This window comes from Bacteroides cellulolyticus (assembly GCF_025567135.1).
Classification (GTDB): domain Bacteria; phylum Bacteroidota; class Bacteroidia; order Bacteroidales; family Bacteroidaceae; genus Phocaeicola; species Phocaeicola cellulolyticus.
In genome coordinates this window covers 1-21,309 of the sequence record NZ_JAOQJJ010000009.1, presented here as the reverse complement: position 1 = coordinate 21,309, position 21,309 = coordinate 1, and the positions used below count along the sequence as shown (strand labels likewise).

Below are 21,309 nucleotides of genomic sequence, written 5' to 3'. Positions count from 1 at the left end.
TTTAAACAATGATGTCAGGGGGATCTTCATCTGAGCTAATCCAATTTCTTAAATTCAAAATCATTTTTGCTACAACACGCTTTTTGGTAGTCGAATCCATACAGGCGCATATACGCTTCCTTCAATTCCTTTGCACCGTTGTAGAACGGGTCAGTAGTGTGTTGCTGTGTTGTAACTGTCACCACCATTTCAGGAGTCAGTACCGTTCCGTTTGTTCTTTTTATTCTCTTTGGAGTTACTTTGAATACTTTTGACATAATGCTTTCACTTTAAAGGTTTACAATTAAGGTTCCCACTACCCACCCTCGTTTCTACATAACCGATATATGGTAATACCGTTGTTCTGCCACATTCAAGGCTGTACTACATGCTCATGTACGCAATGCTGGAAATGCCCGACAAAATAACTTGCTTGTGTCCCCAAGCCATAAGATTTCAGATTTTTCCAGACAGATTGGATGAATATCGCCTTTATGCAAAACTACCTCAATTTGTTTCCCTCTATTCCCGCCCTCATTCTTTATATGATCAATACACGGTAATGATAACAGCTATGAACTGCTATTGATAAATGCTTGACTATGCAAGGCTATTAGATATACGTTTGTGAATGATACAAGAAGTACACGAAAAAACGACTCGCCTATATCCCTCAGCTAAAAGAAGTTTAATCTTATCAAATGATAAGCCGTATTGCCTTCATATAAGAATTACACCAGATTATTTTATAGCAAATCCACAGTCCAGTTGATGCTCTGTATAAGGTTGTCAAGTTCTCTGAGCTGTTTGCAATATGCGTCCGTTTCCTTGCGCAATTCCGCCACGTCTACTGTCCTCACATATCTGATTTCATTTCTTCCGTATCTGGTTTCTGTTTCTGTAACGTGTTTCAGTACTTCACGCATCAGTGAGACTCTTGCTGAAAGAGAATCGCGACGAGCAAGCATTCTGGTCAGATTCTCCCCATTATGCGTAATCTGCATATTGGTACAGTTTATCTGATAGACCAGTTTCTCCTGCTTTTCAAGGCAGGAATCCAGTTCCAAAAACAGTGCTTTTACATCCTCGGCAGGAGTATCACCCTCCTGAACCTTGGCACTGTCCTTCAATCTACCTTTCAGTTGGCTGATTCTTCTTTGCAAATCAGCCCTGTTGCTAAGTGCTTCTGCTAATTTCATAACGCTGCTGTTTTAAATTGACAATGCAAAGTTATTGCCCGTGATATGCCATATTGAGGCATTGAAAAAAAATATTTTTTCTTTTCGACGCAAATTTTCGCTATTCTTTGAGATTGAATATCCGTTTTTGGTTCTCATGCGACATTTCTTCTGTTCCCCCATAATAGGTTATTTCTCACAATAGTCCGGCTGTAAGTTCCAGTGGAGTAATTTCCACATCTTCATCAATGAGGATATCCATTCCTAAAATTTCCGCCCATGAATGATAGTTTGCCATAGGACAATCTCGCAGGTTATCTGCTTTTGAATAAACCGAACAGTTCATATCAATCATGGGGGTGCAGCTTTCCCAACGGCAAACCAACTTTATATAATAATCTGAAGGCTCTTCTTGTATGGCTTGAATGGACTGGTAAATCTTCTTCCATTTATTCAAATCCAACCGTTTTGCGAGTTCAGGAGCATTGTATCTCCATAATTTCAAAAAAGGTTGTAGAATTTCTTCAAACTCGTATTGCTCTAATAAGTATTTGAAGGTGACAACCCCGAAAGAAGAGTTTTTTTCATCTTTTAGTTTCATGAAACATGATACGTTAAAACAATGAGTTGACAACAAATCCAAGTTTTTCCCTCCTTGTGAATGAATATGACCGAACAGATGATAGGCTGGTCTTGATTTTTCCATCCAATCTTTCAGCTTTTCGTTACCGTCATCTTCATCAAGTATACTTTTTGGAGGAAAGTGTGTAATAAGTATATCGGTATATGCTGGAACAGGAGATTGAGTATCCGAATAAAGGTTACTCCGTAAAGTCTTGCAACTTATAGAGTAGAAAGATATTCCTTCATATTCCATTCCGTTATCGTATAGACATACGATATTGTCCGGGAACAGCGACTTGAGTTTCTCCGGATAATAATCAAACAGAATCTCATGGTTGCCCGGAACAAATATACGTAACCTAGCTGGTATCTTTGAATACCAACTCAGAAAGTCTTTCAGGTCTTCCTCTGAAAAGTTTGAGATAGCATCTCCTGCACAAATCAGTATGTCGGTATCTGAGGGTATTCTCCAATTCCGGTGCATCCCGTGCGTATCCGAGAATGCAAAGATGCGTTGTCCTTTATAGTTGAAATACATGGTTTTGATTTTATTGTCAATACAAAGTTGTTACTCGGTATATGCCAAACCAAGGCATCGAATATATTTTTATTTTTAATGCCTCAGTTTGGCATATGTGGTCTTATAAATTTGCAGGGTAAACAGATTAACCAATTCATATATGACAGTAAAAGAACTTTTTATGAGTGTCAGTTTTGATGAACTTCTTCCGTTTTTGAAAGATTTCGAGGAAGATCATCTTGACAATATCTATGCATTCCGTGAGGCGTATGATATTTTAAGGAATATGGAGCCAAACACGGATTATCAGGGTGAAGTAATCATAAGTTGTAATACCAAAGTGAATCATCAAATTATTAACATCCGCCACTTGGATGACGATGTTTGGGAGAATGAACTGGCAAAAGAAATAAACTTTAAAGGCGACAGCAAGCCGGATATGCGTGAAGTTGCCATGCGCTGTTTATGGGAGTTGACATTTTACGGTTTCTCTCCGTCTCAAAGAATTTCTACTTTTGATAAAATGTTTAACGGATGTAAACCGGTATTGCGTTACGAGATTGCGCTTGACAAATTGGAGGAAAGTATATGGAAACATCAGACACCTCACAGACTGCGACATAAGGATGAGAATGGAAGAAGACTGATAATCTGTAATTCCTCACGTAAATTCGGATTTGACAGAAAAATGAACCGTTCTAAAAGAAAACGTGAATACCGTCAAGATAAACGAGAGAAATATCTCAAAATAATGTCTGCACGTGAAAGGTTGATTTCCATCCTTTCCGCTCCGGGTAGTAGTTTTTCATATAGAGATGTAGAATTTATATTTAATATAAAATATGGATGTCGGTACTGTTATAATTCTGTGACTAACGAAAATGGAAGTCGGTTGAACTATATCTTCGAATCCATAAAGAAATATCAACAACTTGATTTGAGCCGTTATGACAGTGCTATTGTTTTCATCAGTATGCCATCCGAATATCCGGTTGATGAAACGGAAACGGATTCTTTCAAGAGCAATGTACAGCAACTGTTAGGATATAAGAATATTCTTTGGGGTAACATAAAGACAACCGATGATTCTAAAGAAATAGAAGTGATGTTAATGTTAAACAAAACTTGATTCAACTCAATTTTATATTGTATTTATGAAAGAGAAAAACAAATGGCAGCACAAGGTTAATTACAAAAAGAGCAAAGAGGGTTATGCCGATGTGAGCTATGAGGATACATAGTGTCTGGATATGACATTGGCACGTATCATAGCTAATCATCTTCGTGCTTTCTTGAAAGCAGAAAAAGGACCTTGAGGCGGATGTCCGGGAATAATTGTTGAAAAATATGGCTCGGAAAAATGTCACGATGTATGGCTGAACACAATCCGTAAAATGATTTATGCTTTTGAAGAATACCAGCGGAATGACAAATACGATATTGACGAAGAAAAACGTGATCGTATCAGAGAGGGAATGCAGATGTTCATTGATTACTACCGTAACTTGTGGGTCTGAAAATTAAAAGGATGAAGTCGGTTTGCCGTGCACTAACTTCATCCTTTTGTGATTATTTCAACATTGTTAGTTCTTGAATATCAAGCAGACGGAATTTAGCTCCCGTTATCTCATCCAAACTCTCAGCAGAAGCATGAAAATGACCGTAGAACCAGTTGGAAAGGAGGATGTCCGTTTTCTATGAGCCATTCATACAACCGGCTAAAATCTTTCCGTTCCTTATCCAAGTCGGAAGCCAATTCGTTATCATTGGCACAGAAATGTTCTACATCTACCTTGGTTAGCGGAGGACAGAAATACGGTGCGGAATGGGTGATTACCGTATCAATCTTTATATCTTCAATTTGAAGAATCTGCAACTCTTCCTCATCATACCTGAAAGATTCGTTTTTCCAATATAAAGGCAACAGCTTTTTACCAAGTATTCGATTATAGTCCATCTGCGAAAGTCTGAATTGCCTGTCAATGGAAACGGCACCACCTACGCATAGGATATTGTGCCCTTTCGTATACACAATGGTATAATCCGGCAAAGTTTTCATATACGAATAGTCAATCAGTTCCTTCTCAAAGAACAAAGGGGCGTCATAATTGCCACGTACCATGAGCAAAATCACGTTTTGCTTTTTCAACTTCATATGCAGTTTCTGTTTATACAGGTCATCATAATAGGCCAGTTTGTTGAATCCGAATCCGCAATCTCCGGCAATAATGACAAGCGCATTCTCTATTCCTTTCTGCACGACATTGAAAGCGAGCGTTTCAAACTCGCCATGAATGTCGCCACATACTACAACAAAATCTTCCCTGTATGATAAGTCAAGGTATTGCATTATCAACAAAAACTTTTTTGTATTCCATGTAATCGTTAATACACCGTTCTAATTCTCTTGTTAAATCCTCTGTAGTATTTATTAGACAGGCGTCTATTACCAATTTATCTGTAAAAGGGGTTTTCTTATCAATAAGACGAATATCTCCTTCATACATGTCAATCCATCCCCACGATTGCCAATGGAATTTATATGGAAAAGATTTATGTACATATTCAAACTGTATATTCCATCCCCAAAAGAAATCACAATTTATCTCAATTTTTTGATTGGTATATATTTTCCCTTCCTGTTTATCATTATCTAAAATTTTACCTCCATATAACGAAGATAATATTTCATTCCGCTTATTTGCTATTACATATTTTTTCCAATCAGCTTTGGCGTTACTTGGATATAAGACATTATTATGAAGAAGACAATCACTGACTATATAATCCAATAAGTTTGTGGAAACGAGGTCTTCTTGCAATCTTTTTTGAATATTATCAGAACTCATCAAAACTGATTGATAATTATCTTCTATTTCAATATTATCCGAAATTAAAATCTCATGGATAGGCTTCATCCATTTCTTATCCAACAAGACAGTTCTCCAAGAGCTACCAGCATTATCAAAAGTCATACCCTCAAATAAAGACCAATCCATAAACTTGCTAATGAAGTAACGCAATAGCATGGTATCTTTTTGATACGCACCCTCCTTACCAAAGAACACTTGTGTATTGTTCCATTTCCGATTAAAATTCCTCCAATTCCATTCTCCATTTTCATTACGGAACAGGAAACGTACCGCTCCTTTGAAGAAGGCATATTTCTCTGCTGAAACAATTATTTCCTCCCAATTGATATCCTCGATAATCTTCTTGGCTTTTTCTCGTTCCTCGTTTTGTTGCTCTGATGCAACATTCGATTTTATAGTTTCATCAGAAGCCAAAAATCCATAAATTTCATGGCTATGCAAGCCCAATTCATCAATAAGCCTTAAGCTTCCAATCATAGATTCGATGCTGTTGATATTTCCATTCGCTACTAAATTCCAAACGACACGCATCCAACGATTGAAACTTTCTTTTTCATATTTCCCTAATTCAAAATATCTGCAAATCGCATGAAAAGCAACCCTTTGCGATTGGGTTAGAGCCGTTATGGTATCATCCTCATATTCTGGAATAAAACGAAAACTATCTTGTTTATCCCATAAAGGAAGAAACTCCTTTTGAATATCTTTTAAAGCTTCTTCTTTTTTATCAGAGATAAAAGAATGAAAATTCTCCAATGTTGTTTGTAACTTCTCCAATGCCACTTCTAATGACGGAATCTTATAAAATTCAAAACTTGTATATTGGAGTGCCGTATCATTTCCTTTATTCCCATACAAATGACAAAAGTTCTTGTTTCCTTCAACTACATCCGCAGAATTTAATCCTAAGATCAGACTGTTCAATATATATCGGTTTATGAAAGCAAAATATATTTCATCTATTCGCTTTGATTCAGATCTGTTTCTCCAAAATATGTCAGTCCATGTGGTATCCATTTTTATTGCAATACCATTGGCTTCATTTGACAGTCTTTTCCATTTACTATTATCCTGTTCACTTTCTGCCTGTCCCTGAATAAACCCGATTAAATCAGCCTTAAAGTTCTCAAACATGGTCAGTTGCTTACCACGGGCATTCATCTTGATATAGAGGTCATCTGAAAGTCCAAATTCTTTCAACGGCAAATAATAAAAAACAATGGGAGAGTTATTTGTCAATTTCTGCCAATAGGATTCCATTTCTTCAAAACTTGCATTGCTAAACAATTCCTCTATACCATCAATAATGTCCTCACCTTTTTTGTTATTTATTTTTGTTCCTCCCAACATTCTCAGCATAGACTGGATGGTAGGATCTTGTTTCCATGCAGAATAGAACCACGTTTGACCGATAATAAAGTCAACAATATTCATTTGAGAGCATCTACCAGAATCCTTGCCATCTGTACAAATGAAAGAACTAAAATTGCTTTCATCACATAAATGTTCACAAAACTCACGAGACGAGACCCTTGTTTCGTAAGTAAAGTTCTTTAAAATACAACCGGCTTCTTCTAACTTTCCTGATCTTAGTGCTATGTACCAGTGTAATAGCCACAACGTGGTTAATCGTTGCTGACCGTCCAAAGGTTGCAGTTTTCCGTTTTCGACAGAGCCATATACAAAATCAAGTTTTAATTCCTTCTCATCATCTTCTTCGTCTAAGGCTTCTTTCAGATTCGTTAGAAAACCTTGGCGCAAGTATTCTTTACCTAATCTTCCCTGTGCGTAATCACGTTGTATAATAGGAATCTCTATTTTGTTTTTCTGTATGAAACTCCAAAATGTTATCTTATTTCCTGTCATAATTATTCCTCCAATTTTTTAATACAAGACTCTATATCGCTCAAATAACTCTGCGCATCCTCTTTTGTCCAATAATTATTGTTTCCGGCGGTTGCAGAGTAATACTTTAAAAATATCTGTCTGGTGCATGGCGGGACAAACGATGAAAAACTGTCCTGTTCGTTTGTCATTATCAGTTTGCCTTCTTTTGAAAGTTTGGGAACAGGTATCAACTTGCCTTTATCTTTTCCTATGATTACTCTTCGTTTTCCGGAAAAGATAGAGTTACCATAACTTCGGTTGGTAGAAGAATCTAACAAAGCATAGTTCCAAATCCGATTTTTCTCTTCTTGAGTCCACTCTATACCGCTAAAAGGAACTTCTTTCTTTATTTCTTCAAACAAATTTTTTTTATTATCTGATGAGTCAAAATATTCCTGTATCTTTTTTTGCAGTTCCTCATTTACACTTAAATAAATGTTTAATAACCATTCTTTTTGAGATTCATCGTCATTTTCCGGATTGGTAGTATTCGAGTTGATGTGTTCTACATCCCAGCTTTCCAATTTATAAAGATGGAACGGGAATTTATAGAATGTTCCCAACTCATATTTTTCATTATGCCTCTGAGATCGGTTCTGATTGATTACAGTTTGAATATTGTGAAACAACAAAACGGATTTACATTTTACCTTATCACTGCCGTCCTCTTTATATTTAGAATCCAACGGACACGTATCAATTACCTTTCTGACCTCGTTTCTCAAATACTGAAGGAATGATTTCTTATCGGTTTGCCGATTCCATTCCGATATAAGACTCTCGATACTGTTCTTATTACATTCAATAAGGAAACCGATGTAGTGAAACAGTTCCAAATCATTATACCATTCTTCAAATGTCTGATAATACTTTTTCACAATCTTCCAGCACCTGAGAACTTTTGAATCACTGTTTTCCACTGATAAACCATCCGACTTGAAATATTCATAAAAATATCGGAATGTTTTATACTCATCTGTTCCAATTTTTTCTTTATAGTCATTTAAGCACAAATCATTAGCTTTGCATATTAAATCAAATATAAAGTCTATCCGAGTAGGACGGTCATAACCTTTCTCATGCAGGAAAAGCCAAAACTCATCATTCTGTAATGAATATTCAATCTTGTCCCATTCCGAAGCGATTTCCTGTTGGCGTAGCTTTATATGCCCATTGTCGTTCATATCAAAATTTGATCGGTTCAAGAACAAAGCCTTGATAAGTTCAGAATTTGTAAGTGATATTTTACCTATATTCAGTCGGGTAAAGACCTTGATTGGATCTTCATCAACGGATTCATACCATATAAAATTCACTTTCTCAAACAACTTCTCCTTAAAGTCTTTTATGGAGAAACAATCTTTATCCTTTAGCCATTCACTGATGACCTGTTTTGCACTGGAAATATGAAAATAATCGATATTCTCCTCATTCATTTCCAAATTTCCACTCAAATATTGTTCACTGCCGCTCCTTGTTTCGTACTTCAACGTATAATGCATGTCTGTTATCCCCAAACATCTCATTAGAATAAAAATAGTGGTCAACCTTTGCTGCCCGTCTATTACTTCCCATGTTCCTTTAAGATAATCATAGACATCGTTGAGATCCTTGGCTTCTTCTTTTATCTTTTTAAATACATTCTTTTCACGCTGTTTTACGACCAAAGGCTGTAAGCAATAAAAGCCATTCTTGTCATTGAACTCATTGATGTCATTCAACAAATCTTTGACTTGCTGTTTCGTCCAACGATAGCCTCGCTGGTAATTAGGAATATAAAAATTCATTCCACAAAGTTCAGTAACAGTTTTTAGATCAATCCTGTTGTCACTGCAATCATTTCGTTCAAATGTTTGATTCATAGTCATATCTATTAAAGTTTCCTATTATTTTGATTATTGGCCATATCATTAATTTCTCTCAAATACAATCTTGCACACATCTCCGCATCATCACCGGCGCGATGGTGCGTCCTTTGCTCTATACCCAGCTGTTCACAAAGATAATCCAAAGAATTACATCCAAAGGAATAAATCTTCCGAGCCATCTGCAAAGAACATATCCATTTCAGCTCAGGTAGATGAATGCGGTAGAGCTCAGCAGAATGCTGCAAGCAGCTTCTGTCAAAAGGTACGTTATGAGCTACAAAAGTATCGAACTCATCCAGATAAGTCCGTTCTATCTCTTCCCATACCTGACGGAAATCAGGAGCATCTTCTGTATCATGCGGTCGGATACCGTGTACTTTTATGTTCCAATACTGATAACGGTTGTCTTCCGGACGTACCAGCCATGAACGGGTCTCTGCTATTTCTCCGTGTCGTATAACACAGATTCCCACCTCACATATTGAAGCACGTTTGGAGGTAGCCGTTTCAAAGTCTATTGCTATGAAATTTATATCTGATTTATCAGTCATTATTTGATTTTTTATAATAAGACAATATATTCTCTGCAAACCTGCATATTTCATCCTTTACCCATTGTGGCTCGATAACTTCTATCTGGTCTGTCTGTTGCAGCAATGCTTGAAGGAAATCGTATGTAGGCCGGACTGTCATTTCGAATGTAGTAGATTCATCATCAGATGCAATTTCACGTTGAGAATCATGTATAGGTAAAGTAGCTAGGTATTTTCTTGCCCATCCGTATGCCTTAATTACCACACGCTCAATATCAATATCTCCGTCAGCTATAATGCCTACGCATCCTTCAAAATATTCATTTATATCAAATGAATCAGGAAGTTTAAATGTTGTATCCATAACTTTGACATTGAGAATCCTGTCAAGTGCGTATGTCCTTATTTCCTCAGAATATACCGACCATCCTATTAGATACCAACGACGGTTATAAACTTTAAGATGATAAGGTTCTACCTGAAACGTGCTTGCGTGGGACCTGCCAAAGCCCTGGTGGGTAATTTCTACCACACAATTCTGACGCATTGCCTGAAGTAATATCTGTAAATATTTATTTCCTGAAGGAATCTTCTCGAATGAGATGCGTTTCTCCAACTTTCTGTCTGCCTGAAGCTGGTTCAGTGTAGCATAAGAATCTATCAGCCATGAACGAAAGGAATTTCCTTCTAATAAATCAGCATCTTCTATATAGTATCCATATCTACGTTTGGCATCGCATGATATGATTATATCAAAGATTGTCTGCACTGCATCTTTATGATTCATAAATGTCTTCCATGGTAATGGTTTGCCATCACCCAATCCACAGTCTTCCCATTTGTCACTTATTTCCTTGAATGTGATATATGGATGGCATCTGATTAAATCTACTAGCCATACATACCGACCAAATTTGTTTGCTGCCATAATTTTATTGTTTAATCTTTTAAAAATACGTATTCTATATTAAATTACAGGTAAGTTCTGAAGTATATTAATATCTGGCAAAACCGATTTTTTTGTAAGGCAGATTTATTTTTTCTTCATTACAAAGCTTCTGAATGGTTTCAAAAGAAGGTGTTTTACCATCAATAATCTCCATCATAGTATATTTGCGTACTACATTATCAATCTCACCACCGCTGAAATCATAAAGTAAAGCTAACTGCATCGCATCATTATGATTCAGTGCAGGCATTTTATTGAGCCAGATATTGCATTTCACTTCTACAGACGGCTTGCTGAAATGTATCTTGAAAAGGAACCTTCTTTCAAAGGCCTTATCAAGATTATCGGAAAGATTGGTAGTGGCTATTAGGATTCCTTCAAGTTTTTCCATTTCTTCAAGAAGGATGTTCTGGATAGTATTTTCTGTCTGATCCACGCTGTTACCAGAGGATATGTCACGACGTTTTGAAAAAATAGCATCGGCTTCATTGAAAAGTAATATTGGCTTCAGCTTGGAACGCTTACATAATTTTCTGTAACGGTTGAATATGTCTTTCACTATTTTTTCACTTTCGCCATACCACATACTTTTGGAAGCACTTATATCTACATGAATAATGTCACGACCGGTCTCCCGTGCCCATTGCATGACAGATTCAGTTTTTCCTGTTCCAGGACTTCCATATAGCAGTATGGAAACTCCTTTGGGTAATCCTTTTAATTCAAGTCTGTCAACCAATGATTTATAATTAACTTCTGAAAGGGTTTCACCAACTAATGAAAGTTGTTCACTTTCTCTACCGGAGAAGAAGAGTTTTTTTTCTTTTATCTCAGATGATAAAATAAGATCTTTCCTGTCAACTTTTTCAATAAAAAGTTCTGCATCATCTTCAAAATAAAGAAGCTTGCCTTTATCAGTCAATTGTAAAACCGTGTATTCTCCGAAAAGGCTGCTCATGGTAACCATTTCCACAAGATCAAGACGCTGTAATTTATGTTTCTCTTCCTTGAAGAGTTTTATATTCTCATTCCTTTCCTTAATAGGATAAAGTCTGGCTAATTCACGGCTTATATTAATTATATCGCTATTGGCACAGGCATCACAGAGCATATAAAACAATGCACGATAATCTTCTTCAGATACAAGTTCCTTAATCTTACGGATACATGTAAGATTAGAATTATAGTTTTCCATATTTCTTATCCTTATGGCTAATTTTGAAAGAGTCTGTTTCTTTTCTATATCATGATCACGACTATAGATATAATCTTTAACTTTACGCGCAAAAGAATATGGATTGAGTTCTGAATACTGTTGACCAAATGCACCATAATCATCTCCTAAGAACAAGTGTTTACCACAGTCTGTAAGAAAGATATCACTATTGTCTCCTGACAGTTCAATCAAATCTGCTTTTATCAATGGATGGGTACCTTCAACAAGAAGCTTACGCTCGCGAAATTGCAATCCAAACACTTCATACATATCCGAAAGGGTTCTGTTTAAGGAAGAACGCCCGTCTCCATCTTGATTGAAAAAATCAAAACATACTTCATAGAAAAGGGCACGGGACTGGATGTCAGTTATAGTATTCTTCAAATCTTTAACGATTTGCATTTCATGGTTATCCTGCTCTAGTGTTTCAATAAACTGAAACAATGCTTCAGCTGTCACATCACTATCCTGAATCTGTGAATCTACAAGCTTACAGAAATCATACCTGTCAAACTCTTTGTCAAGCATTCGGGCTTTACGGTATTCCGGCTTGATATTCTCCAATATGCAATTTATAACATAATTGGTAACCATATAATCCTGGCGTGCTATACGGTACTCACTCAGGTTTGTCTGAACTATAAAACCTTTTTTCAATAATGATTTAATAACCGGGACATACTCCATGATATCCAACTGAGTACAATCAAAGTATGATGCAATATCATCAATATCACAACTTCTTCCACTGCAGCTACGATCGAATAAAGCTGTAAAAATAATTGCTTCTTCTGTATTGTCTAAACCTAAAAGTTCTTTAAGACAATTCAGAGACAATACCATTTCTTTACCGCCCAATCGTTTAAGTTTACTGTTATGGAGCTTTGAAGCTACTGCCTTAATTAACTGTATCAATGTTTTTTCCATATCATTTTGTTTTATGCCACAAAATTGCATAAGTACTTATGCCAAATTTAGGTATAGATATAGAAAAAACAAATAAATTTGATCAGAAACATAGATTTATGACCTTTTTTATAATCCTCTCATAACATTTTCTACTGCTATAATATATTTCGGATCTTCCGCATACCCAATCTTATCAAGCCAAAGCAGATAATTTCCACCTTTGTATTTATATTGCACTTTAGTATAATAAGTCCGGACACTTTCTGTCCAATGATTGAATTCATAGTATTTCCCTGTACGGGGATTGGTCAATCCGAAAAGATTGTGCTTGTTCCGGCATACTGATGAACGGAACCATCCTGTCTCCAGAATAGCTTGGGCCAATACTATTTTGGGATATAGGATTCCGTTTCTTATGATTTCTTTATAAAGATTGGGGATAGTAAGTTCAGGAAGATTGTTTTCTGCTTGATTTTTTTCCTTTGCAGTATTTTGCACTTCTGTTTTCAGGGATGCTTTTCTGTCACTATTCCGGCTATTTTCTTCTGATTCATTATGATTGTTTGATCTTATAGTCAGGGTATCCTTTGCCATCATCTTATTCTTTTCCCCTTTTGTAACATCCTTTTCTACATGCTTATAGGCCTCTTTTTGTCTTTCTGTTGGCAGAAGTTCCGAATCTCTGGTTATCGTATAGAACTGTGCCGATACGCTTACCGGTAGCAGCATTAACAGCAGTGAAATCAGAATAGTGTTGTGCATTTCTTTTTCAGGAGATTGCCGTGAATACATTTGTGGCATTCAGGCGGTTAGAACCGCAAATATAACAGCTTAATTACAGTAATATGGAAATGCACAACAGAAATCAGTCCGATTTGTTGCCATACGAAAAACTGGCAATACTGGGTATCGACCGTGAAAAGGCGGACAGCTTACCCATGGAAGTGAAGGAGAAGCTGATGGCAGGTGAAGTGACTCCCATCATGCAGGTATCCATCAACGCAAGGAACGGCAGCATCATCACCATGCCGATGAAGCTTCAGATGACTACAGACAAGAACGGTGCTCCGGCTCTTATTGCCTATCCGGTACGTGCCGAACTGGACCGGGAACGAAACAAGGTTCTCAACCTCACTCAGCAGGAGGCTGAACGTCTGGCCAGAGGTGAGGTAATACAGAAGGCTGTCAACGTAAACGGTGAAAAGACTCAGCAGTATCTCCAGCTTGATCCGGAAACGAAATCCGTCATTCACAAGCGTGTCACTGACATAAAGCTGGAGCAGCGTCTGAAGGACATGGAGAAGGTAAACGACATTGAACTGGGTATGCAGCAGAAGCAGCAGGTACGGGAGGGAAAACCTGTTGAGCTGAATGTGGGCGGCGAAAAGGTTTCAGTCGGCATTGACCTGAAAGAGCAACAGGGATTCAGGCTTATCAAGGGGGACATGAAAGAATGGGAAAGACAGCAGAAACTCCGATATGACGAGATTCATCCTGAATACCTCGGCCTTGTCATGACTGACAAGAACCGTTGGGAATATCAGAAGGTGGTGGACAGACAGTCCGTTGAGCGTGCCATTTCACTCTCTCCATCCCGGAAGGAAACAAAAGCAAACAGCCTTAAACTCTAATACTCGATTCCTATGGCCAAAAAGACAGATTCAGATAATGATAACGGTATCATACGGCAGTTCAACGAACTGAAGAAGAAGCATCCGGATGCCATGCTGCTGTTCAGACGGAACAGTTTCTATGAACTCTATAAGCAGGATGCCGTCAAGGCTGCCGCAGTGCTTGCCATCGAGATTACAGACAGGATGCTGCCTGACTACAAGAGACCAATAAAGGTTGCATCATTCCCACAATCGGCACTTGACGTTTATCTGCCCAGACTGATACGTTCCGGAATAAGGGTTGCAATCTGTGATGCATTGGACAGTCCTTTGAAGAAGAAGGCCGGACAGGACAAGGCTGAGAATAATGACAGAACCATTCAAAACAATACAGATATGGGAAAGAAGAAAAAGGAACAGGGTGTGCAGGAAGCTCCTGACAAAACAGTGGAGAACACTGTTGATGTAAAACCTGCAAGGGAAAAGAAGTCGAAGGCCAAAGCTGAAACCAAAGCTGATACCGGGACGGATAATGAGGTAAAGACCGAAAAGAAGAACGAACAGAAAACGGAGACAGCCCAGGAACGCAAGCCCCGTGAGCCGCAGATGGTGACAGCCAACGGTGAAAAGGTAACTCATGGCCATGCCTACCAGAGTACCACCAATCCTGCCGAATGGTACTTTACCGCAAAGATTGACGGACAGCAGCTCAAGCCGCAGAAGATGGATGCAGCCGACCTTGCTGCCTATCAGAACAAGGAAATGACGGTACCGCAACTGATGGAACGCTACTATCCGACAAAACTGATGCCGAAAGTATCTGAGGAAGCCTTCCGTATGCCAATGGAGATTGCAGGACCGGACGGCTCTATAACCGTTAATAAGTTCAATGTCTATAAAGAGAAGGACGAGCAGCGTCCTGACTTTGGGAAATACAAGTTCTATGTTCAGGTTGGGGATACGAACATGTCTGCCGTGGCTTCACGCCAGGACCTTAATGCCTACTTTGACAGAGTGGCCACTCCAAACCAGCTTATTGAGAAGAACTTCGGGGAACGTCTGCATCTGAAATCCGCATACGAGAAGTATCAGCTTCCTGAAGGTGTTGACCCCAAGGGTGTGCGTGTGGCCAAGGACAGGAACGACAACAAATGGAAGGTTTCGGTTGACCTTGGAGAAAAGGGACAGACTTCCCGGCATGAAATCTCCTTCGATGACGGATATTCTCTTTTCAAGACCAAGACGGCCACAAGGGAACAGATTGCGGCCAAGTATCTGAATACGGAAATAACCGGTATGGTTGCAACCAATACGGCAAAGGTGGAGAAATCGGCTTCTATGAAAATGTAACATAATCAGAAAACTAAAATACAAGTTATATGTCAGCTAAAATGAATCATGAGGAGCTTGTGGAGCTTCTGCAGGAGGGCAAGATAGGTTTCCTCCGCTTTGTTATGGACAGTGAGAATGCAGATGATTATCTGGAGTGGTGCCGTTCACACGGTACTGACCCTTCGGATGAATCGGCCGAGTTCTATGTGGAACAGACGGACATCGAGCAGATGGACCGTCAGGTAATGGATGACGACAGCTATGGCATCTGGAACTGAATCTCAGGGAAACAGCGGGCAGGCGGCCATAGACCGCTTCGCTGCAATGATGATTGAGCGTATGCAGCAGATGAAGGATACCGGATGGAAACAGGGATGGATTGGCGGTGAGTCGGGTTATGCCGGACTGCCGCAGAATGTGGGTGGCAGAAACTATTCCGGTTCCAATTCCTTCTTTCTTCAGATGCATACTGCAGCCATGAACTACCAGCTTCCGGTATATCTGACCTTCAAGCAGGCACATAACCTTAAGGCTCATGTACTGAAAGGTGAAAAGGCCTTTCCGGTGGTGTACTGGGATATGATGATAAAGGACAGTCACGGCAAGAGGATAAGCACAGAGGAATACCGTGCAATGAGCAAGGAAGAGAAGAAGGATATGGATGTCATTCCTTTCATCAAGTCATTCCCGGTGTACAATGTGGCACAGACCAATCTGGCAGAAGTGCAGCCGGAGAGGATGCAGAAGCTCATGGACAGATTCAAGGTTCCGGAACTTCGGGATACGGAAGGTATGTACACCCATGCCGCACTCGACCGTATGGTGGAGACGCAGCAGTGGCTATGTCCGATACGTGCCGACAAGCGTGAGAACGGTGCCTATTATTCTCCCTCGAAGGATATAGTGGTGCTGCCCATGAAGGCGCAGTTCAATATCGGTGATTCTCCGGAAGAAACTTACCGTGGCGGAATGGAGTATTATTCTACCATGCTCCATGAAATGACTCACTCCACCATGACACCGGAGCGTCTGAACAGGGAGATGGGTGGCAGGTTCGGTGACCCGAAATATGCCAAGGAGGAACTGGTGGCGGAACTTACGGCTGCCATAATCAGCCATTCCATGGGCTTTGATTCCAAGATAACGGATAACTCGGCTGCCTATCTGGACTCGTGGATTGGTGTACTGAAACAGGAACCGAAGTTTATCGTATCGGTCATGGCTGACGTGAACAAGGCTTCCGACCTGATTCTTGACCATGTGGACAAACAGCGTCTGGCTCTCGGCGAACAGCCTTATCTGGCAAAGAATGACCCGCTGACTCCTGTCAGTGCGGACGAGGAGATGCCTTTCAGGAATGCGGCCATTGTCAAGACCCGTTCCGGAGACTATGCCATCCGTGCGTCATACGATGGTGTGGAGCTGGGGCTGAAAAAGGTTTCCAAGGAAACGGCCAGGACATTCTTCCAGCTTACGGACTGGAAGGACAAGGAGGCTTTCCTGAACATGACGGCACGGAAGACATACGAACCGGAGATTACGATGATGGGCAGGAACCGGAATGCCGGTACAGGACTTGGTATATGAAATTCTGTATAACATCTTAAATCGGAAAGCATGAGTGACTACAAGGTTAATTTCAGGGAAATGAAATCCCGTGTGGGGATTGATGACATTGCATACGCCCTGGGATACCGTCTGGACAGGAAGGCCGGTGTCGGACGTTATATCGAGCTGGTACTCGGTGAAGGCGGCAACAGAAGGGATACGCTGATTGTCAGCCATCCGAACGACAAGGCGGCACAGACCTTTTTCCGGCGTGACGGTTCCAAGGGCGATGTGGTGACACTCATCCGTGAGAATCTTTCTTCCTTTACGGTATCAGGAAAGGATGAGTGGCAGAAGATAGCCAAGGTCATGGCACGTTTTGCCAACATGCCTGAACCGGAATACAGGGAGGACAGGGAGTATGTTAAATCGGCAGGAAAATCATCAGGCGTGTTTGACGCTTCCAGATATGAGGTGAAGCCGGTTGATACCGAAAAAATACCGGGACTGTTCTTCCAGCGCGGACTGTCCAAAGCGACAGTTACGGTTCTTTCACCCTTTATTTCCCTTATAAGGGACAGGAACAACGGGAAGTTTGAAGGCTACAATATCGGATTCCCATATACTGACGGAAAGGGAAATGAAGTCAGAGGGTATGAAATCAGAGGACATGGCGGCTACAAGTCAAAGGCTGCCGGTACGGATTCGTCATCTTCGGCATGGGTGGCTGTTCCTTCGGGTATCAGTCCGGACAATGTAAGAAGCGTGTTTTTCTGTGAATCAGCTTTTGATGCCATGGCCTTCTACCAGATGAATCGGATACAGATTGGGGACAGTGCGGCTCTGGTTTCATTGGGCGGCACATTTTCCGACAGGCAGATAACCGGAGTTATGGAACGCTTTCCCAATGCACGTGCCTTCGACTGTTTTGACAACGACCTGGCAGGGCGAATATACGGACTGCGCATGATGGCTCTGCAGGAAGATATTCAGATGAAGATAAGCAGGACTGACGGCGGCATCCGGATTGAAGCGAAGGGAAAGGTATTCGAGCCTGACATGGAGCGTCCCCTACTGGCCCAGGTTGCCAGGCAGCTGAACATCCGGTACCGTATGGGACAGTGGCTTCCTCCAAAGGCTTTCAAGGACTGGAACGACTGTCTGCTGAACAGGTCGATGGAGCCGGTGATTTCACCACACAAAGAGGAACGTGAACAGAATCTGAGCGAACAAAGGAATAAAGGACGTAAAATCTGAATGATATGGACAGAATCAAGTTAAGAATAACGGTAATGGCCGTCCTTGCAGTTTTTCTGCTGAAAGGTACGGACACTTTTGCACAACAGACAGACCCGACTCTGACGGGTGCTGTCTTTGCACAGACATCCACACTGAAGAATATCTACAACAAACGTCAGAAGGCACACGAGAAAATCATTGCTGCCGAGACTGCCGTAACGGTTGCACTCGACAGGGTACACAGTGTGGAGGACAAGATGCTGGAATATCTTTCCAATGCACAGGGTGCCATGCAGAACCTCTATCAGATAAAGCGTGCAGGTGAACTGGTGGCCACCGAGATACCACGGAACTGTGACCTGCTGCTCAAATCGGTAGGAAGCAACCTGAAGGGAACGGCCATTGCTGCAATCGTCTCGGACGAGCTGGCCGATGCCGCAACCCAGATGGCTGCGCTTTATCCGTTCATGAAGCAGCTGGTGACTTCCGGAAGCTATGATACAGGCGGTTCTGACGGAGGCAAGGAGAAGCACAAGGTAAACCTGCTCAGTTCTTCCGAGCGGTACTACATAGCAAACGAGGTACTGACCAGACTGGAGGCTGTCAATACCGACCTTTTTATCCTGGCATGGCAGGTACGCACACTCTCATGGAACGACCTCTGGTTCTCTCTTGACCCGGAAGGATGGGCAAGCGTGATGTCCGGCAAGAACATAATAGGTGGAATCGTTGCGGACTGGAACCGGGGATTCTCATTCAATTAATTCAAACAATGTAACTTATCAGGAATATGGATTCAGAAAAGAAGATTATAGGACGCTGTCCGTTCTGCGGCGGCAACGTGGTGAAGACCTGCAAGGGGTATCGCTGCGAAAACAACACAGGTGAGCATCCTTCTTGTGTGCTCAACATCAATGCCATCATCGGCAACCGGAAAATGAATGACGGGGAGATTGCCGAATTTCTGGAGAAACGCCATATCCTTCTGGACGGCTTTGCCACCAAGGAAGGAAAGACTTTCCCGACAGTTCTGGAACTTGCTGATGACGGTGCAGTCAATATGCAGTCTGTTATCGGCAGGTGTCCGCACTGCGGCGGCGAGGTACGTGTGGGGACAAGGGCTTTCAACTGTTCCAACTACAGCAATCAGGAAGCACCGTGTTCATTCGCCATCTGGAGGAATATAGGAGGCCATCAGCTGACACTGGAAGAGGCGAAGGAACTTTGTGAGAAGAACATTACTTCATCCGAACTGGAGATGTACCGGGAGGACGGTTCCATTTACCGCAAGCGTCTCGGTCTGGCTCCGGACAAACTTCAAATCGTAAAGATATGAAACAGGGAAAGAAACTATTGATACTGCCTGCAGTGGCAGTTCTGCTCGGAATGGGAAGTGCCTGTTCCGGCAACAGCGAGAATAAGGCGCAGGATATGGCAAGAAAGGCACTGATGGCTTCGGTGGATAACCCAGAAGCTGTAAAGATTGTCGGTATCAGCAAACCTGACTCTGTATTTGGCCGTGAGTATGTTACCATGGAGGAGAAGATGGCTCTTTCTGTGGCCATGATGAAAATCAGCCGCAGGTTTATGGAGGATACGGATTTTGATAATCCGGATTCAGAATGTCACGGGATGTCCGGAAAGATGAAACGTCAGATGGATGCCATGACGGCACTCCGCTCTCTGATGGTTACGGGGGAACTGAAGCCTGCAGGTGATGAAGCCAGCCATGAACGCAAGCCGTTCAGCGGCTGGAAGGTAAAGATAGAATATGAAGCCACTGATTCTGACGGACAGCCATACCGTTCTGAATACTGGTTCATTATGGACAAGGAAGCGCAATGTGTAATCAGGTCATTTGAAATTCCACTGTTATGAAGCGTAAGCATTCGATAAACTACAAGTTTTAAACCTTTATATACAACAATAGCGACTGTCACTATGAACCTAATAGTTTCAGCCGCTATTATTTTGTTGAACCTATATGTTGCATATGGCATTAGTTGTCAGATACCCCATGTTGTTTTGTTAATATGCTTTCCGGATGTTTCAGCTTCCATTTATGTGGAAGTAGATTCAAAAGTTCTTCTTGGGTTGCCTTTTTGTGATAAGGCATTTGTGCGATAACATCGTTCAGGTATACCCTGGGATTTACCTCGTGCGCCTTACATGTGGCCAGCAGAGAACATATGACAGACATATTAACCGCAGCTTCGTGATTACCACAGAAGAGAAAATTTTTTCTGCTCAGAGTGATGGGCCGTTGGACATTTTCCGCCAGATTGTTGTCCCAGTACAGGCGGCCATCGTCCAGACATCTCATAATATTATCCCATTTGGTATAGGCATATGTTATGGCCTTGCCTGTCAAAGAACTTGGACTGTATTTAATTCCTTCTGTCTCCATCCATACCTTCATTGCCTCCATGATTGGCCTGGACAGTTCCTGACGCGTCTGTCTGCGCTCATCATATGACAGGCCGGCTTCGTCACACTGGCGTTCTATTTTATAGATATGCTGTATCTGAGTCAGTGCATGTTGCGCCATCTCCCTGTTTTCATCCAAAGCCTGCTCAAAATGACGGCGTATATGCACCAGGCAGTTGAGTAGCCGCACATCGGGGTTGGTCTTGAAGGCTGTTTCATAACCTGCAAAACCGTCACATTGAAGATATCCCTTGAAGTGATAGTGATTTGCCAGGGATTCGATGACCGCTCCGGCCCGTGATCCCCCGTCGTAATGGAAGATGACCAGTTTCTCCATGACTGATCTTACCATCCAGAGATATTCCTTGTCGGCTCTGTGTTTTTCTCTGTTAATGACCGGAACTGTAGTCTCGTCCGCCTGTACATAGTCACAGGAGAAGACTTCACGTTTGAGTTCTTCATACAGAGGCTTAAGCAGTTCCACGGTTTTCTTGAACCAGCCGTCCAGTGTACTTTCGGTAAGGCCTTTTATTCCAAGATGGCGGTATTGCTGTATCTGACGGTAGAACGGGACATGATATTCATACTTCTGAAGCAGTATCTCGGCAAGCAGG

General features: G+C 41.1%; 21 protein-coding genes. 10 read left to right on the top strand and 11 right to left on the bottom strand.

Features of this window, described 5'->3' with window-relative positions; translation table 11 throughout:
* Positions 1-35: 35 nt before the first annotated feature.
* From OCV82_RS09545 to OCV82_RS09535, 3 genes are all read right to left on the bottom strand, one after another.
* Positions 36-257, bottom strand: a complete 222-nt coding sequence (locus tag OCV82_RS09545; RefSeq protein WP_138273752.1) for a DUF6140 family protein — start codon at positions 255-257, stop codon at positions 36-38.
* Between the two features lie 468 nt (positions 258-725).
* The gene (locus OCV82_RS09540; RefSeq protein ID WP_138273751.1) at positions 726-1,178 is read right to left on the bottom strand and encodes a DIP1984 family protein; all 453 of its coding nucleotides are present in this window, start codon (positions 1,176-1,178) and stop codon (positions 726-728) included.
* A gap of 175 nt (positions 1,179-1,353) precedes the next feature.
* Entirely contained in the window at positions 1,354-2,319 is a 966-nt protein-coding gene (locus OCV82_RS09535) for a metallophosphoesterase family protein (RefSeq protein WP_154044211.1), read from the bottom strand.
* Between the two features lie 142 nt (positions 2,320-2,461).
* Between OCV82_RS09535 and OCV82_RS09530 the strand changes: the two genes are divergently transcribed.
* Both OCV82_RS09530 and OCV82_RS09525 read left to right on the top strand, forming a co-directional pair.
* Entirely contained in the window at positions 2,462-3,430 is a 969-nt protein-coding gene (locus OCV82_RS09530) for a hypothetical protein (RefSeq protein WP_154044210.1), read from the top strand.
* A 265-nt stretch (positions 3,431-3,695) separates the two neighbouring features.
* Positions 3,696-3,818, top strand: coding sequence for a hypothetical protein (locus OCV82_RS09525; RefSeq protein ID WP_259026531.1), 123 nt, complete (start codon positions 3,696-3,698; stop codon positions 3,816-3,818).
* A 122-nt stretch (positions 3,819-3,940) separates the two neighbouring features.
* Here the strand turns inward: OCV82_RS09525 and OCV82_RS09520 are convergent, their stop codons facing one another.
* From OCV82_RS09520 to OCV82_RS09490, 7 genes are all read right to left on the bottom strand, one after another.
* Entirely contained in the window at positions 3,941-4,651 is a 711-nt protein-coding gene (locus OCV82_RS09520) for a metallophosphoesterase (protein WP_138273748.1), read from the bottom strand.
* On the bottom strand, positions 4,638-7,040 hold the full coding sequence (locus OCV82_RS09515) for a DUF262 domain-containing protein (protein ID WP_154044209.1): 2,403 nt from the start codon (positions 7,038-7,040) through the stop codon (positions 4,638-4,640). The genes OCV82_RS09520 and OCV82_RS09515 overlap by 14 nt, the downstream gene beginning before the upstream one ends.
* Positions 7,041-7,042: 2 nt before the next feature.
* Positions 7,043-8,923 (bottom strand): DUF262 domain-containing protein, encoded by a 1,881-nt coding sequence (locus tag OCV82_RS09510; RefSeq protein WP_154044208.1) that lies wholly within the window; start codon positions 8,921-8,923, stop codon positions 7,043-7,045.
* Between the two features lie 11 nt (positions 8,924-8,934).
* Entirely contained in the window at positions 8,935-9,480 is a 546-nt protein-coding gene (locus OCV82_RS09505) for a 3'-5' exonuclease (protein ID WP_138273745.1), read from the bottom strand.
* The gene (locus tag OCV82_RS09500) at positions 9,473-10,390 is read right to left on the bottom strand and encodes a helix-turn-helix transcriptional regulator (RefSeq protein WP_154044207.1); all 918 of its coding nucleotides are present in this window, start codon (positions 10,388-10,390) and stop codon (positions 9,473-9,475) included. The genes OCV82_RS09505 and OCV82_RS09500 overlap by 8 nt, the downstream gene beginning before the upstream one ends.
* Positions 10,391-10,457: 67 nt before the next feature.
* The gene (locus OCV82_RS09495; RefSeq protein WP_171038614.1) at positions 10,458-12,554 is read right to left on the bottom strand and encodes an ATP-binding protein; all 2,097 of its coding nucleotides are present in this window, start codon (positions 12,552-12,554) and stop codon (positions 10,458-10,460) included.
* Positions 12,555-12,662: 108 nt separating this feature from the next.
* Positions 12,663-13,298, bottom strand: a complete 636-nt coding sequence (locus tag OCV82_RS09490; protein WP_138273742.1) for a glucosaminidase domain-containing protein — start codon at positions 13,296-13,298, stop codon at positions 12,663-12,665.
* Between the two features lie 83 nt (positions 13,299-13,381).
* On the opposite strand from OCV82_RS09490, the gene OCV82_RS09485 reads away from it, so the two are divergent.
* From OCV82_RS09485 to OCV82_RS09450, 8 genes are read left to right on the top strand one after another with little or no spacing between them, the layout of a single operon-like run.
* Positions 13,382-14,167, top strand: coding sequence for a DUF4099 domain-containing protein (locus tag OCV82_RS09485; RefSeq protein WP_154044206.1), 786 nt, complete (start codon positions 13,382-13,384; stop codon positions 14,165-14,167).
* Positions 14,168-14,179: 12 nt separating this feature from the next.
* A complete protein-coding gene (locus OCV82_RS09480) occupies positions 14,180-15,499 on the top strand; it encodes a MutS N-terminal domain-containing protein (protein ID WP_154044205.1) in 1,320 nt (439 codons plus the stop codon).
* A 29-nt stretch (positions 15,500-15,528) separates the two neighbouring features.
* The gene (locus tag OCV82_RS09475; protein WP_005837618.1) at positions 15,529-15,759 is read left to right on the top strand and encodes a hypothetical protein; all 231 of its coding nucleotides are present in this window, start codon (positions 15,529-15,531) and stop codon (positions 15,757-15,759) included.
* Complete coding sequence (locus tag OCV82_RS09470; RefSeq protein ID WP_154044204.1) at positions 15,743-17,068, top strand: ArdC family protein; 1,326 nt, start codon at positions 15,743-15,745, stop codon at positions 17,066-17,068. The genes OCV82_RS09475 and OCV82_RS09470 overlap by 17 nt, the downstream gene beginning before the upstream one ends.
* Before the next feature lie 30 nt (positions 17,069-17,098).
* Complete coding sequence (locus OCV82_RS09465; protein ID WP_154044203.1) at positions 17,099-18,286, top strand: toprim domain-containing protein; 1,188 nt, start codon at positions 17,099-17,101, stop codon at positions 18,284-18,286.
* A gap of 5 nt (positions 18,287-18,291) precedes the next feature.
* Positions 18,292-19,032, top strand: coding sequence for a hypothetical protein (locus OCV82_RS09460; protein ID WP_115648677.1), 741 nt, complete (start codon positions 18,292-18,294; stop codon positions 19,030-19,032).
* A 26-nt stretch (positions 19,033-19,058) separates the two neighbouring features.
* Positions 19,059-19,604: a topoisomerase C-terminal repeat-containing protein gene (locus tag OCV82_RS09455; protein WP_005837612.1), complete on the top strand. Its 546-nt coding sequence runs from the start codon at positions 19,059-19,061 to the stop codon at positions 19,602-19,604.
* Positions 19,601-20,146 (top strand): hypothetical protein, encoded by a 546-nt coding sequence (locus OCV82_RS09450; protein WP_005837611.1) that lies wholly within the window; start codon positions 19,601-19,603, stop codon positions 20,144-20,146. The genes OCV82_RS09455 and OCV82_RS09450 overlap by 4 nt, the downstream gene beginning before the upstream one ends.
* A gap of 121 nt (positions 20,147-20,267) precedes the next feature.
* Here OCV82_RS09450 and tnpC read toward each other — a convergent pair.
* Positions 20,268-21,309: IS66 family transposase (tnpC, locus tag OCV82_RS09445; RefSeq protein ID WP_154044202.1), on the bottom strand; the 1,042-nt coding region annotated here is incomplete at its 5' end.

What these genes read in the sequence shown, in the direction of transcription:
- OCV82_RS09460 (WP_115648677.1), top strand. Translation starts at nt 18,292, where the DNA reads ATGGACAGAATCAAGTTAAGAATAACGGTAATGGCCGTCCTTGCAGTT.
- OCV82_RS09495 (WP_171038614.1), bottom strand. Translation starts at nt 12,554, where the DNA reads ATGGAAAAAACATTGATACAGTTAATTAAGGCAGTAGCTTCAAAGCTC.
- OCV82_RS09535 (WP_154044211.1), bottom strand. Translation starts at nt 2,319, where the DNA reads ATGTATTTCAACTATAAAGGACAACGCATCTTTGCATTCTCGGATACG.
- OCV82_RS09500 (WP_154044207.1), bottom strand. Translation starts at nt 10,390, where the DNA reads ATGGCAGCAAACAAATTTGGTCGGTATGTATGGCTAGTAGATTTAATC.
- OCV82_RS09545 (WP_138273752.1), bottom strand. Translation starts at nt 257, where the DNA reads ATGTCAAAAGTATTCAAAGTAACTCCAAAGAGAATAAAAAGAACAAAC.
- OCV82_RS09475 (WP_005837618.1), top strand. Translation starts at nt 15,529, where the DNA reads ATGTCAGCTAAAATGAATCATGAGGAGCTTGTGGAGCTTCTGCAGGAG.
- OCV82_RS09480 (WP_154044205.1), top strand. Translation starts at nt 14,180, where the DNA reads ATGGCCAAAAAGACAGATTCAGATAATGATAACGGTATCATACGGCAG.
- OCV82_RS09515 (WP_154044209.1), bottom strand. Translation starts at nt 7,040, where the DNA reads ATGACAGGAAATAAGATAACATTTTGGAGTTTCATACAGAAAAACAAA.
- OCV82_RS09455 (WP_005837612.1), top strand. Translation starts at nt 19,059, where the DNA reads ATGGATTCAGAAAAGAAGATTATAGGACGCTGTCCGTTCTGCGGCGGC.
- OCV82_RS09505 (WP_138273745.1), bottom strand. Translation starts at nt 9,480, where the DNA reads ATGACTGATAAATCAGATATAAATTTCATAGCAATAGACTTTGAAACG.
- OCV82_RS09490 (WP_138273742.1), bottom strand. Translation starts at nt 13,298, where the DNA reads ATGCACAACACTATTCTGATTTCACTGCTGTTAATGCTGCTACCGGTA.
- OCV82_RS09485 (WP_154044206.1), top strand. Translation starts at nt 13,382, where the DNA reads ATGGAAATGCACAACAGAAATCAGTCCGATTTGTTGCCATACGAAAAA.
- OCV82_RS09510 (WP_154044208.1), bottom strand. Translation starts at nt 8,923, where the DNA reads ATGAATCAAACATTTGAACGAAATGATTGCAGTGACAACAGGATTGAT.
- OCV82_RS09450 (WP_005837611.1), top strand. Translation starts at nt 19,601, where the DNA reads ATGAAACAGGGAAAGAAACTATTGATACTGCCTGCAGTGGCAGTTCTG.
- OCV82_RS09470 (WP_154044204.1), top strand. Translation starts at nt 15,743, where the DNA reads ATGGCATCTGGAACTGAATCTCAGGGAAACAGCGGGCAGGCGGCCATA.
- OCV82_RS09465 (WP_154044203.1), top strand. Translation starts at nt 17,099, where the DNA reads ATGAGTGACTACAAGGTTAATTTCAGGGAAATGAAATCCCGTGTGGGG.
- OCV82_RS09530 (WP_154044210.1), top strand. Translation starts at nt 2,462, where the DNA reads ATGACAGTAAAAGAACTTTTTATGAGTGTCAGTTTTGATGAACTTCTT.
- OCV82_RS09540 (WP_138273751.1), bottom strand. Translation starts at nt 1,178, where the DNA reads ATGAAATTAGCAGAAGCACTTAGCAACAGGGCTGATTTGCAAAGAAGA.
- OCV82_RS09520 (WP_138273748.1), bottom strand. Translation starts at nt 4,651, where the DNA reads ATGCAATACCTTGACTTATCATACAGGGAAGATTTTGTTGTAGTATGT.
- OCV82_RS09525 (WP_259026531.1), top strand. Translation starts at nt 3,696, where the DNA reads ATGATTTATGCTTTTGAAGAATACCAGCGGAATGACAAATACGATATT.